Annotated in this window: 15 protein-coding genes; 7 read left to right on the plus strand and 8 right to left on the minus strand. The window is 68.3% G+C overall.

The features are described from left to right. Positions 1–13: 13 nt before the first annotated feature. The 4 genes from SFC76_RS15480 to SFC76_RS15495 all read right to left on the minus strand — a co-directional run bounded on the left by SFC76_RS15480 (position 14) and on the right by SFC76_RS15495 (position 4,462). Entirely contained in the window at positions 14–970 is a 957-nt protein-coding gene (locus SFC76_RS15480) for a 50S ribosomal protein L11 methyltransferase (protein ID WP_322850310.1), read from the minus strand. Beyond that, positions 960–1,652: an SDR family oxidoreductase gene (locus tag SFC76_RS15485; protein WP_322850311.1), complete on the minus strand. Its 693-nt coding sequence runs from the start codon at positions 1,650–1,652 to the stop codon at positions 960–962. The genes SFC76_RS15480 and SFC76_RS15485 overlap by 11 nt, the downstream gene beginning before the upstream one ends. Before the next feature lie 67 nt (positions 1,653–1,719). Beyond that, complete coding sequence (locus tag SFC76_RS15490; RefSeq protein WP_322850312.1) at positions 1,720–3,099, minus strand: methyl-accepting chemotaxis protein; 1,380 nt, start codon at positions 3,097–3,099, stop codon at positions 1,720–1,722. Between the two features lies 1 nt (position 3,100). Beyond that, positions 3,101–4,462 (minus strand): methyl-accepting chemotaxis protein, encoded by a 1,362-nt coding sequence (locus SFC76_RS15495; protein WP_322850313.1) that lies wholly within the window; start codon positions 4,460–4,462, stop codon positions 3,101–3,103. 208 nt (positions 4,463–4,670) lie between these two features. On the opposite strand from SFC76_RS15495, the gene sdhC reads away from it, so the two are divergent. The 7 genes from sdhC (at position 4,671) to hslU (ending at position 10,383) form a co-directional block, all read left to right on the plus strand. Then, positions 4,671–5,099, plus strand: coding sequence for a succinate dehydrogenase, cytochrome b556 subunit (sdhC, locus tag SFC76_RS15500; RefSeq protein WP_322850314.1), 429 nt, complete (start codon positions 4,671–4,673; stop codon positions 5,097–5,099). After that, a complete protein-coding gene (gene sdhD, locus SFC76_RS15505; RefSeq protein ID WP_322850315.1) occupies positions 5,099–5,482 on the plus strand; it encodes a succinate dehydrogenase, hydrophobic membrane anchor protein in 384 nt (127 codons plus the stop codon). Before sdhC ends, sdhD begins: the two co-directional genes overlap by 1 nt. After that, the gene (gene sdhA / locus SFC76_RS15510) at positions 5,482–7,284 is read left to right on the plus strand and encodes a succinate dehydrogenase flavoprotein subunit (protein ID WP_322850316.1); all 1,803 of its coding nucleotides are present in this window, start codon (positions 5,482–5,484) and stop codon (positions 7,282–7,284) included. The genes sdhD and sdhA overlap by 1 nt, the downstream gene beginning before the upstream one ends. 217 nt (positions 7,285–7,501) lie before the next feature. Next, positions 7,502–8,041: a glycoside hydrolase family 108 protein gene (locus tag SFC76_RS15515; protein ID WP_322850317.1), complete on the plus strand. Its 540-nt coding sequence runs from the start codon at positions 7,502–7,504 to the stop codon at positions 8,039–8,041. Next, positions 8,038–8,298 carry a 3TM-type holin gene (locus SFC76_RS15520; RefSeq protein WP_038662994.1) on the plus strand — a complete coding sequence of 87 codons (261 nt, stop codon included), beginning with the start codon at positions 8,038–8,040 and terminating at the stop codon, positions 8,296–8,298. Before SFC76_RS15515 ends, SFC76_RS15520 begins: the two co-directional genes overlap by 4 nt. Positions 8,299–8,460: 162 nt before the next feature. After that, the gene (gene hslV, locus SFC76_RS15525; RefSeq protein WP_322850318.1) at positions 8,461–9,006 is read left to right on the plus strand and encodes an ATP-dependent protease subunit HslV; all 546 of its coding nucleotides are present in this window, start codon (positions 8,461–8,463) and stop codon (positions 9,004–9,006) included. An 84-nt stretch (positions 9,007–9,090) separates the two neighbouring features. After that, positions 9,091–10,383, plus strand: a complete 1,293-nt coding sequence (gene hslU / locus SFC76_RS15530; RefSeq protein WP_322850319.1) for an ATP-dependent protease ATPase subunit HslU — start codon at positions 9,091–9,093, stop codon at positions 10,381–10,383. 97 nt (positions 10,384–10,480) lie between these two features. Here the strand turns inward: hslU and SFC76_RS15535 are convergent, their stop codons facing one another. From SFC76_RS15535 to SFC76_RS15550, 4 genes are read right to left on the minus strand one after another with little or no spacing between them, the layout of a single operon-like run. Continuing rightward, on the minus strand, positions 10,481–10,837 hold the full coding sequence (locus SFC76_RS15535) for a hypothetical protein (RefSeq protein WP_322850320.1): 357 nt from the start codon (positions 10,835–10,837) through the stop codon (positions 10,481–10,483). Continuing rightward, a complete protein-coding gene (locus SFC76_RS15540; protein ID WP_322850321.1) occupies positions 10,834–11,253 on the minus strand; it encodes a hypothetical protein in 420 nt (139 codons plus the stop codon). The genes SFC76_RS15535 and SFC76_RS15540 overlap by 4 nt, the downstream gene beginning before the upstream one ends. Positions 11,254–11,285: 32 nt before the next feature. Further along, positions 11,286–12,014, minus strand: a complete 729-nt coding sequence (gene gloB, locus SFC76_RS15545; protein ID WP_322850322.1) for a hydroxyacylglutathione hydrolase — start codon at positions 12,012–12,014, stop codon at positions 11,286–11,288. Position 12,015: 1 nt separating this feature from the next. Further along, positions 12,016–12,465 carry a VOC family protein gene (locus SFC76_RS15550; protein WP_322850323.1) on the minus strand — a complete coding sequence of 150 codons (450 nt, stop codon included), beginning with the start codon at positions 12,463–12,465 and terminating at the stop codon, positions 12,016–12,018. Positions 12,466–12,546: the final 81 nt, after the last annotated feature.

Genomic DNA, 12,546 nt, shown 5'->3' on the forward strand with positions numbered 1-12,546 from the left:
CACGAACGGGAGGCTACAGATCCAGCGCCCAGCCGTCGCGGCCCTTGGGGTCGAACGGGGCGGTGGGGACGTAGCGCTCGGCGCCCGCGCGCAGTCGCAGCACCGTCCAGTCGCCGCGGCGGTCGATCGTCTCCAGCGTGCAGCCGCATGCCGCATAGGCGGCGACCACCGTCTCGCGCTGCGTCTCCAGCAAGCCGGCGAGCACGATCACCGCGTCGGGCGCGGCGATCGCCGCCAGTTCGGGCGCCATCGATACCAACGGTCCGGCGAGGATGTTGGCGATGACCAGATCATAGGGCGCCGCGGCATCGATGTCCGGATGGCGCGCGCCGTCGGCGACGAACAGCGCGACGCCCGCGATGTCGTTGCGCGCGGCATTCTCGCGCGTCACCGCGATCGCGACCGGATCGATGTCGGTCGCGACCACCGTCGCCGCGGGCCAGAGGTCCACCGCCGCGAAGGCGAGCAGCCCGGTCCCGGTGCCGACGTCGATCACCTTGGCGAAGTCGCGCCCGGCGCTCGCCAGCGCATCGAGCATCGCGAGGCAGCCGCTGGTCGTGCCGTGATGCCCCGTCCCGAACGCCTGTCCCGCCTCGATCAGGAAGGCGCGGCCGCCCGCGGGCGGCGCGACCGGATGCGCGCTGGTGTGAACGACGAACCGCCCCTCGCGGATCGGCTCCAGCCCGGCCTGGCTCATCGCCACCCAATCCTGGTCGGAGAGGCGCTCGACCACCGGGTCGTGGCCGCTCGCGCTCGGCACCAAGGCGTGCAGCGTCGCGAGCGTCGCCGCATCGGGTTCCTGCTCCAGATAGGCGTCGAGCCGCCAGCGCTCGACATCGTCCTCGACCTCTTCGGTGGTCATCAGCACCGCGTCGATCGTCAGGTCCGACGCGCCGTCGATCGCCTCCGCCTCGGCGCGGGTGCAGGGCAGGCTGACCTTCCAGCTCGTGCCGGTCGCGTCAGCGGACATAGCTCGCCCCGTTCACGTCGAGCACCGCGCCGGTCATCGACGGCGGTGCCTCCAGCGCGCAGAAGCGGGCGACCGCCGCCACCTCCTCGGGGTCGGCGACCTTGCCGAGCGGGATGTCGGCGAGCAGCTTATCGCCGCCGCGGCTGGCGAGATAGTCGTCGGCCATGCCGGTCATCGTGAAGCCGGGGCAGATCGCGAAGGCGAGGATGCCCTCCCTCGCATAGCCGCGCGCGATCGTCTTGGTCATCGCGACCATGCCCGCCTTGGCGGCGGCATAATGCCAATGCGCCGGACTGTCGCCGCGATAGGCGGCACGACTGGCGATGTTGACGATGCGGCCGCCGGTGCCCGTTTCCTGCCAGTGGCGCACCGCGAGCCGGCAGAGTTCGGCTGAAGCGGTGAGGTTGATGCGCAGCGTCCGCTCCCAATCGGCGACCCATTCGTCATGGTCGCGGGTCAGCGGATTGGCTTCGAAGACGCCGGCGTTGTTGATCAGCACGTCGATCGTGCCGGCCCGGGCGAGCGCGGCGTCCCATAATGCCTGCGGGGCGGCGGGATCGGCGAAGTCGGCGGCGATGCCGCTGCGCGTGCCGTGTCCGATCACCTCGGCGCCGCCGGCGGTGAGAATGTCGAGGATCGCCGCGCCGATGCCGCGGCTCGATCCGGTGAGAAGGATAGCCATGCCGCGGCTTTAGGCGGCGGGGGAGGGGGCGGCAACCGGGGGGGTGCGTTGGACAACTCCCCCGCGGTCACCCCACGCTGGCCGAGAAGCTGTCCGCGGATTGCTGCAACTGCCCCAGCCGGTCGCCGACCTCGCCGAAGCCTTCGCCGAGCGAATCGATCTCGCCGGCGACGGATTGCGTGTCGGCGCGGATCGCGGCGATCGTGCTCGACATCGAATCGGCGGCGAGCGCGGTTTCGTCGACCGCGGCGGTGATCGCGGTGACGGTGTGCGCCTGTGCCGCCATCGCGTCGCGGATACGGTCGGCGGATTCCTGCACCTCGGAGACGGTCGCCTTGATCGAGGCGTTGGTCGCCACCGTCGTGCGCGTCGCATGCTGGATCGCGGCGATCTTGGCGGCGATGTCGTCGGTGGCGCGCGCGGTCTGGTTGGCCAGGCTCTTCACCTCCTGCGCCACCACCGCGAAGCCGCGGCCGGCGTCGCCCGCACGCGCCGCCTCGATCGTCGCGTTGAGCGCGAGCAGATTCGTCTGCCCGGCGATCGCGCGGATCAGACCGAGGATCGATTCGATCGATTGCGCGTGGTCGCTGAGCAGGCCGCTCGCCCGCACCGCCTCGCCGGCATGTTCGCTGGCGCGCAGCGCGATGCCGGCGGCCGAATCGACCTCGATCCGGGCATCCTCGATGGCGCGGATCAGCCCGGCGGCGGTCTGCGCCGCCTCGCGCATCGCCACCGCCGATTCCTCGGCGGCGGCGGCGACCTCGCTCGCCTTGCCGAGCACCTCGCGCGTCGAGGCGGAGGCGGCGCTGGCCTGGACGCGGATGCGTGCGCCGAGCGTCGCCGCGCCCTCGATCGAGGTGGCGATGCTCTCGCGGAACGCGGCCGAGCGCGTCTGGCGTTCCTGCCGCGCCGCCTCGGCGCGCAGCGTCGCGAGCCGCCCGGTCATCAGATCCGATTCGACCAGCGCGATGCGCTGCACCGCATCGCACAGGCGCAGCAGCCGCTTGGTGTCGCCCTCGCAATGCCGCTCGATCGTCTGCACGGTGAAGCTATGCGACTGGGCCAGCGCCGCCTGCAGGCTGGGGAGCGGGATGCCCGATTGTTCCGACCGTTCGGCATGGGTGATGGCGATCTCGCCCCATGTCTCGTCGAACGGCGCATTGTATTTGAGGAAGGCGTAATGCGCGCTCTCGCGCACCCGCCGGTCGAGCCGTTCGGGGGTGAACAGCGATCGCAAGTGCTGCGCGGCGGGCAGGGACAGATAATGATCCCAGAAACGGCTGGAAATCTCGCGGTAATCGTCGGGCCGCAGCAGCGCCGAAATTTGGCGGCACGCCGAAGCGAGCGTTCCGTCCCAGTCATATTCGCCGAGATGCTCGACGATGCTACGCCGCGCCTGCAGCGTCTCGCCCGTGATCTGATGCCGGCGGATCGGAGCGGAGACCATATCAGGCGGCGACCTTGGCGACGAACTCGCCGGCGCTGGTCTTGAGCGAGTTGAGCTGGCCGTCGAGCCGGTCGAAGCCGCGGCCGACATCGTCAATCTCCGCCGCCACCGTCTCGGTATCGGTGCGGATCGCGGCGATCGTGCTCGACATCGAATCGGCGGCGAGTGCGGTCTCGTCGACCGCGGCGGTGATCGCGGTGACGGTCTGCGCCTGCGCCTCCATCGCATAGCGGATGCGGTCGGCGCTCTCCTGCACCTCCGCGACGGTCGTCTTGATGCTGGCGTTGGTCTCGACCGTCGAGCGGGTCGCCGACTGGATCGAGGCGATCTTGGCGGCGATGTCGTCGGTGGCGCGCGCGGTCTGGTTGGCGAGGCTCTTCACCTCCTGCGCCACCACCGCGAAGCCGCGGCCGGCGTCGCCAGCGCGTGCCGCCTCGATCGTCGCGTTGAGCGCGAGCAGATTGGTCTGCCCGGCGATGTCGCGGATCAGGCTGAGGATCGATTCGATCGACTTGGCGTGATCGCTCAACGTCTCCGACATGCCGACCGCGTTGGTCGCCTGTACGCTGGCGCGGCTGGCGATCTCGGCGGCGGCCTCGACCTCGGTGCGGGCATCCTCGATCGCACGGATCAGGCCGGCGGCGGTCTGCGCCGCCTCGCGCATCGCGACGGCGGATTGTTCGGCGGCGGCGGCGACCTCGCTCGCCTTGCCGAGCATGCCGCGCGCGGATCCCGAGCTGCGCTGCGCCTGGTCGCGCAGCGAACGGCCTTCGTCGGTGGCGGTCTCGACCGCGGTGGCGATGCCCTCGCGGAATTCGGAGGCGAGCCCCTCGCGGGCGATGCGGGCGCCGTGTTCGGCATAGCCGGCGAACAGTTCGACGGTCAGCTCGGTCTCCATGCCGAACAGCCGCATCAGCGCATCGACCAACGCCCCCTGACGCGAATCGTCGGCGGGCACGCGGGCCAACAACGCGCGCAGCGCGGCACGGTCGCTGGCGCAGGACATCGCCAGCACCTCCATCGTCGAGACGCCGGCGGCATAAGCGGCGGCGACCGAGCGTTCGAGCGATTCGACCCAGGCGAGCCCGTCGAGGTGGCAGCAGCGGTTGCGCAGATAGGTGATACCGGCGACGATGCGGCGTTCATTCTCCAGCGGCGTCCATTCGGCGGCACCGGGGTGCGCGCGCCGCCAATGCGCCCAATAGGCCTCGACGATCGTCGGCGCGTCGGGTTCGATGATCGTCCACAATTCCGCCGCGCGCGGGATCAGCGTATTCTCGCCGCCGTCGAAGGCGACGATGCGGCTGCGCAGGTCGATCGCGGCGGCGATGCTGGCCGGCTTGGGAAGGGCAATGTCGGGCAAGAGCGTCTCCGGCGATCAGCGGGGGCGTGAACGATATTGTCCGAATTAGACTTCACTGGTTAATGTGCGGTTAGAGGCGTGCGCCGGTCAGCGGCGCGAAACCGCTGCGCGCAGGGTTCGGCGACGGCGGCGGATGCGGCCGCTATGGGTTGCATCGCAGCACGCCAGGCCTAATAGGCAGTCATTCGATTTTGCCCGAGGACCGTTCATGGCATCCCGCACTCCGGCGCGTCCGCGCAGCCCGCATCTCTTTTCGGGCTTCCTGAAGCTCCACTATAGCTGGGGACCGCATATGCTGGTCTCCATCCTCCACCGCGCCACCGGTTCGGGCATGGCGACGGTCGGCACCGTGCTGCTCGTCTGGTGGCTCGCCGCGATCGCGTCCGGGGCGGAAGCCTATGCGACGTTCCTCAACGTCTTCACCACCGATGCCGGCAATCTCAACGTCATCGGCTGGGTGGTCTTCGTCGGCATCACTTATGCCTTCTTCACGCACGCGCTCAACGGCGTCCGCCACCTCGTCATGGATGCGGGCGCGGCGTTCGAACTGAAGCGCAACAAGATGTTCAGCCTGATCGTGATCGCCGGCGGCTTCGTGCTGACCGCGGCCTTCTGGCTCTACCTGGGGATGAAGTGATGGGTTCGGGTACGCATATCGGCCGCGTCCGCGGTCTCGGCAGCGCCAAGGAAGGCGCGCACCATTGGTGGCGCCAGCGCGTCACCGCCGGCTCGAACCTGTTCCTGACGCTCTGGTTCGTCTTCGCGATCCTGCGCATGCCGGGCTACGATTACGCCAGCGTGCATAGCTGGCTGCAGAACAGCTGGGCGGCGGTGCCGATGCTGCTGCTGATCGTTTCGGTCTTCTATCACTTCCGCCTGGGCCTCCAGGTGGTGATCGAGGATTACCAGCACGAGCAGAAGCGCGTCGCCGCGATCCTGCTGCTCAACTTCTTCACGGTCGCCACCGCGGCGACCGCCATTTTCGCGATCCTCAAGGTCGCCTTCGGAGCCGCCGCATAATGTCGGACGCCTATAAGATCATCGACCATAGTTACGACGCGGTCGTCGTCGGCGCGGGCGGCTCCGGCCTGCGCGCGGTGATGGAATGCGCGCAGAACGGCCTCAAAACCGCCTGCATCACCAAGGTGTTCCCGACCCGCAGCCACACCGTCGCGGCGCAGGGCGGCATCGCCGCCAGCCTCGGCAACATGGGTCCGGATCACTGGACCTGGCATATGTTCGACACCGTCAAGGGTTCCGACTGGCTCGGCGACCAGGATGCGATCGAATATATGGTCCGCGAGGCACCCGCCGCGGTCTACGAGCTGGAACATGCCGGCATGCCGTTCAGCCGCACCGACGAGGGCCGCATCTATCAGCGCCCGTTCGGCGGCATGATGCAGAACATGGGCGAAGGCCCGCCGGCGCAGCGCACCTGCGCCGCCGCGGACCGTACCGGCCATGCGATGCTGCACACGCTCTATCAGCAGAGCCTGCGCTACGACGCGGACTTCTACGTCGAATATTTCGCGCTCGATCTCATCATGGAGAACGGCCAGTGCCGCGGCGTCGTCGCGCTGTGCATGGAAGACGGCAGCATCCACCGCTTCCGCGCGCACAATACGGTGCTCGCGACCGGCGGCTACGGCCGCTGCTATTTCTCGGCGACCTCGGCGCACACCTGCACCGGCGACGGCGGCGGCATGGTGTTGCGGGCGGGCCTGCCGTTGCAGGACATGGAGTTCGTCCAGTTCCATCCGACCGGCATCTACGGCGCGGGCGTGCTCATCACCGAGGGTGCGCGCGGCGAGGGCGGCTATCTCACCAATTCCGAGGGCGAGCGCTTCATGGAGCGCTACGCGCCGTCGGCGAAGGACCTCGCCAGCCGCGACGTCGTGTCGCGCTCGATGGCGATGGAGATGCGTGAGGGCCGCGGCGTCGGCAAGAACGGCGACCATATCTTCCTGCACCTCGATCACATCGATCCCGCGGTGCTGCACGAGCGGCTGCCCGGCATCACCGAGACCGGCAAGATCTTCGCCGGCGTCGACCTGACCCGCCAGCCGCTGCCCGTCACGCCGACGGTCCATTACAATATGGGCGGCATCCCGACCAACTTCCACGGCGAGGTCGTCCACCTCAAGGACGGCAATCCCGACACCGTCGTGCCCGGCCTGTTCGCGGTCGGTGAGGCGGCGTGCGTCTCGGTCCACGGCGCCAACCGGCTCGGTTCGAACTCGCTGATCGATCTCGTCGTGTTCGGCCGCGCCACCGGCAAGCGCATCGCCGACATCTGCAAGCCCAACGGCACGCACAATCCGCTGCCCAAGGGCTCGGAAGAGCTGTCGCTGACGCGGCTCGACAAGTTCCGCAACGCCACCGGCAGCATCCCGACCGCGGAGATCCGCGGCCAGATGCAGCGGACGATGCAGAAGCATTGCGCGGTGTTCCGCGACAACGCCCTGCTCACCGAGGGCCAGGCGCTGATGAAGAACATCTACGGGCAGATCGCCGACGTGTCGGTCAACGACCGCAGCCTGATCTGGAACACCGACCTCATCGAGACGCTCGAACTCGACAATCTCGCGGCCCAAGCGGTCGTGACGATCGATTCGGCGGCGAATCGCAAGGAATCCCGCGGCGCCCACGTCAACGAGGATTATCCGGATCGCGACGACGGCGAGTGGATGAAGCACACGATCACCAGCTTCATCGGCTGGGGTGGCGTCGGCGGCGCCACCGCGATCGATTACCGCCCGGTGCACGATTACACGCTCACCGACGACATCGATTATATCAAGCCGAAGAAGCGCGTGTATTGAGGCGCCTGGCCTGATCTAGCGCATAATCACACCTATCTCGGCCCCGGTGGTCCCGCTCAAGGGGCCACCGGGGCCGATTCGCATGTTGGACCGGCCGTCGCGGCCTGCCCGGCCATGTCACTGGTGCGGCTCGCCTTTTCGCTGCCTCGCAAAGTCCGCTGTCCTATTTGGAAAAGCCATGGTCCGCCTTTGCCTCGCAACGGCAAGGGAGTGCGTTATGACGATCCGGACCCTCATCGACCAGCTGATCGACCGCGAAGGCGGTTACGTCGATCATCCCGCCGACCGCGGCGGCGCGACGCGCTGGGGGATCACCGCCGCCGTAGCCCGCGCCAATGGCTATCAGGGCGCGATCCGCGACCTGCCGCAGGCGGTGGCGGCGGACATCTACGAGCGGGTTTATTGGCAAGCGCCGGGCTTCGATCAGGTCGCGACGCGCGCGCCGGCGCTGGCGGCGGAATTGTTCGATACCGGCGTCAATATGGGGACGGCGACCGCGATCGGCTTTCTCCAGCGCGCGCTCAACGCGCTCAACCGCGATGCGCGCGACTATCCCGATCTCGCGCTCGATCGGACGATCGGCGCGCGGACGCTCGCCGCGCTCGACGCGTTTCTCGCCCATCGCGGCCGTGGCGGCGAGGCGGTGCTGGTCAAGGCGGTCGATGCGCTGCAGGGCGAACGCTATCTCTCGCTCGCCGAGCGCCGCCCCGCCGACGAGGCGTTCCTGTACGGCTGGCTGGCGGGACGCGTCGCATGACCGCCGCGACGCCGCCCGATCGCTGGGTGACGCGGGCGCGGCCGGCGTTCCTCTACGTGATGTACGCGCTGCTGCTCTGGTCGATTCCGATGGGGATCGTTGCGGCGGTCCGTCCCGATGTCGCGGCGGCGATGGCGCGGGGGATGGGGGCGTATCTGTCGGCGATTCCCGAACCGCTCTACGCGCTCTTCGGAACGGGTTATCTCGGTTACACCGCGGCGCGGACATGGGGGAAGGTGCGGGGGGTGGACAGGTGAGTGTGTGCGGAGACGCATCCGCTCGCACGCTTCGTCATCCTGACGAAAGTCGGGATGACGATGGGGTGGGGCGCGCTTCGCGGCTTAGCGACCCCAAGTGATCGCATGGTTGCCCCGACGCAACGGCACCCTACATCGCCCACCATGAGCGATCCCCATTCCATGCCCGTCTGGCATGGCACCACCATCCTGTCGGTCCGTCGTAACGGCAAGGTCGTCGTCATCGGCGACGGCCAGGTCTCGATGGGCCAGACCGTGATGAAGCCCAACGCCAAGAAGGTCCGCCGCCTCGGCGCCGACGGCCAGGTGATCGGCGGCTTCGCCGGCGCCACCGCCGACGCCTTCACGCTGTTCGAACGGCTGGAGGCCAAGCTGGAACGCCATCAGGGCAAATTGATGCGCGCCGCGGTCGAACTGGCCAAGGACTGGCGCACCGACAAATATCTCCGCAACCTCGAAGCGATGATGATCGTCGCCGACAAGGACGTGACGCTGATCCTCACCGGCAACGGCGACGTGCTCGAACCCGAAAACGGCGTGGCGGCGATCGGCTCGGGCGGCAATTACGCACTCGCCGCGGCGCGCGCGCTGGTCGATTACGAGGCCGATGCCGAGACCGTCTGCCGCAAGGCGATGGCGATCGCCGCCGAGGTCTGCGTCTACACCAACGATCGCACGACGATCGAGGTGATGGACAGCACCACCTGATCCGTCGTCGTTCGGACCCCCGACTTTCCCTGACCTTTCCTTGATCCCGGGCCGTTACCCCGGCCTCGGGCAACCCGGCAGACCATGAACCAGAACCTCACCCCCAAGGCGATCGTCGCCGCCCTCGACGCCCATATCATCGGCCAGCGCGACGCCAAGCGTGCGGTCGCGGTGGCGATGCGCAACCGCTGGCGCCGCCAGCAGCTGTCCGCCGATCTGCGCGACGAGGTGACGCCCAAGAACATCCTGATGATCGGGCCGACGGGCTGCGGCAAGACCGAGATCAGCCGCCGGCTGGCGAAGCTCGCCGACGCGCCCTTCGTCAAGGTCGAGGCGACCAAGTTCACCGAGGTCGGCTATGTCGGCCGCGACGTCGAACAGATCGCGCGCGACCTGGTCGAGGAAGCGATCCGGCTGGAGAAGGAACGCCGCCGCGTCGCGGTGAAGGACAAGGCCGAGGAGGCGGCGATGAAGCGCCTGCTCGACGCGCTGGTCGGCAAGGATTCGAGCGCGGCGACGCGCGAGAGCTTCAAGCAGCGCTTCGCCGACGGCCATCTCGACGCGACCGAGATCGAGATCGAGCTGGAACAGGCTGCCGCCACCCCGTTCGAGGTGCCCGGTGCCGGGCCGCAGATGATCAATCTGTCGGAAATGATGAAGTCGTTCGGCGGCGGTCAGCCGCTGAAGCGCCGCAAGCTGTCGGTGCGCGCGGCCTGGGACAAGCTCGTCGAGGAAGAGGCGGACAAGCGCCTCGACCAGGACGAGGTCAGCCGCACCGCGCTCGCCGATGCCGAGGCGAACGGCATCGTCTTCCTCGACGAGATCGACAAGATCGCGGTGAGCGACGTGCGCGGCGGCTCGGTCAGCCGCGAGGGCGTGCAGCGCGACCTGTTGCCGCTGATCGAGGGCACGACGGTTGCGACCAAATACGGGCCGATGAAGACCGACCATATCCTGTTCATCGCCAGCGGCGCGTTCCACGTCGCCAAGCCCAGCGACCTGTTGCCCGAGCTGCAGGGCCGCCTGCCGATCCGCGTCGAGCTGAAGGGGCTGACCGAAGAGGATTTCATCGCGATCCTGTCGGACACCAAGGCGTCGCTGCCGCTGCAATACAAGGCGCTGCTCGCCACCGAAGGCGCCGAGGTGAGCTTCACCGAGGACGGCATCGCCGCGATCGCGCGCATCGCCGCCGAGGTGAACGGCCAGGTGGAGAATATCGGCGCGCGGCGGTTGCAGACGGTGATGGAGAAGCTGCTGGAAGAGGTGAGCTTCGATGCCGAGGACCGCACCGATGCGGTGACGGTCGATGCTGCCTATGTCGACAAGCAGCTCGCGGGGATCGCGCGCAATACCGACCTCAGCCGGTTCGTGCTGTAATCGGCACGGCCACGGACCCGATCGTTCGTGGCCGAGCCCGTCGAAGCACATCGAGGCGCGACGCCCTTCACCATGCGTCGAGCGACCGGTGTGAACGCTATTTCTTCACCCGCACGTACGGCGTGAACTCGGTGAACCGGCAATAGCCCGACGGGATCGTCATCCCCGGCGTGATCACCCGGAACCGGTCGTTCTTGCACAATTGCCCGCCATAGACGTCGATCACCAATGTCGTCAGCGGCGCCAGCGACGGGCAGGCACCGACCGGGCCGGTCTTCCACACGCGCGCACCCTGCGTGTAGAGGATGGTATGCGCGTCGACGATCGACGGCCCCTGCATCGACGACAGGCTGATGCAATTGGCGGGAGCCTCCGCCACCCGCCCGGCGAGAGGATCGGACTTGGCGGCGAGCAGCGGCAGCGCCAGTGCGGCGATCAGCAGCGGGCGGATCATTTGCCGTCTCGGCTGTAGCGGACGAACGGCCCGAACGAGCAACTGCCGGTGAACGTGCGCGATGCCGAATCGACCGTCGTGGCGATGTCGCCCTGGCACAATTGGCCGGTGACCGTGCGGGTGATGAGGATGTCGCCGCGCGCGATCCGCTCGCAGCCGCCGGCGGTATCGCTGCGGTATTTCACGCCGTTGCTGGCGACATAGACGATCGTCGGGCCGAAAGCCTTGACCTGCGTGCTCGGGAAGGGCGGCATGCAGGTTCCCGACCTGCCCGGCGTCAGCCCGGCCAGTTCCTTGGCCAGATCGGTGGCGGCGACGGCGCTCGCCTGCTCCGCGGCGGCGACTTGCTTCGGGGTCTGCGTACAGCCCGCCGCACAGACAGCGAGCAACGCGACGAAAGGTCTCACGGTCATCATCAGCACGTCTCCTGCACCGCGACCGGAACGTTTCAGCCGCGGAAATTATCCTTTAGTTCACGTAGCTTGGCGAACTCCGCGGCGTCGGTGGCACGCAGGAAGGGGTTGGTCGCCCGCTCCAGCGCGATCGTCGTCGGCACCGTCGCCTCGCCCGCCGCGCGCGCCGCATCGACCGCCGTCATCCGCGTCGCCAGCGCCGCATTGTCCGGCTCGACGGTCAGCGCGAAGCGACCGTTCGACTGGGTATATTCGTGACCGCAATAGACCTGCGTCGCGTCGGGCAGCGTCGCATAGCGCTGCATGTTGGCGAACATTTCCGCCGGCGTGCCTTCGAACAATCGCCCGCAGCCGAGCGCGAACAGCGTATCGCCGGTGAAGATCGCCTCCGCCCCGGCGAGGTGGAAGGCGATATGGCCGGCGGTGTGGCCCGGCACGTGCCACACGCTCGCCACCTCGGTGCCGATCCGTACCACGTCGCCCTCGCCGACGGTCGCGTCGAGCGTCGGGATCTTGGCGGCCTCCGCGGCGGGGCCGGTGATCCGCGCGCCCGCCGCCTGCAACGCGGCATTCCCGCCGGTATGGTCGGGGTGCCAGTGCGTCGTCCACACCTGGTCGATCGTCCAGCCCCGCTCGGCTGCGGCGGCCTGTACCGGTGCCGCCTCGCCCGGATCGACCGCCACCGTCTCGCCGCTCGCGGGATCGTGGAGCAGCCAGGCGTAATTGTCGGTCAGCACGGGGACGCGGACGATCGCCAGCGTCATGTCACCAGCTCCCGGTGTTCGGCATCGACGACCAGGGCTCGGCAGGGGCCAGCGCATCGCCGGCCTGGAGCAGCTCGATCGAGATGCCGTCGGGAGTCTTCACGAACGCCATATTGCCGTCGCGCGGCGGCCGGTTGATCGTCACGCCGGACGCCATCAGCCGCTGGCAGCTGTCGTAGATATCGTCGACGCGATAGGCGAGATGGCCGAAGTTGCGGCCACCGGTATAGGTCTCCGGCGGCGTACCGTCCTCGGCGGGCCAATTGTAGGTCAGCTCGACCTCGGCGCGGCGATCGCCGATCGTGCGGTCCTCGGCGGTGGCGAGGAAGATCAGCGTGAAGCGTCCCGCCTCGTTTTCGATCCGCCGCACTTCCTCGAGCCCGAGGACGCGGAAGAAGGCGATCGTCGCGTCGGGATCGCTGACGCGGATCATCGTGTGGAGATACTGCATGCGGGGGTCCTGCGGTTGATGGTCCGGATTTAAGATGCCAACGCACGGCGCGCCAGAGGGTGTCCGGGCGAAGTCTCCGAA

This window comes from Sphingomonas sp. CD22 (assembly GCF_034556155.1).
Classification (GTDB): domain Bacteria; phylum Pseudomonadota; class Alphaproteobacteria; order Sphingomonadales; family Sphingomonadaceae; genus Sphingomonas.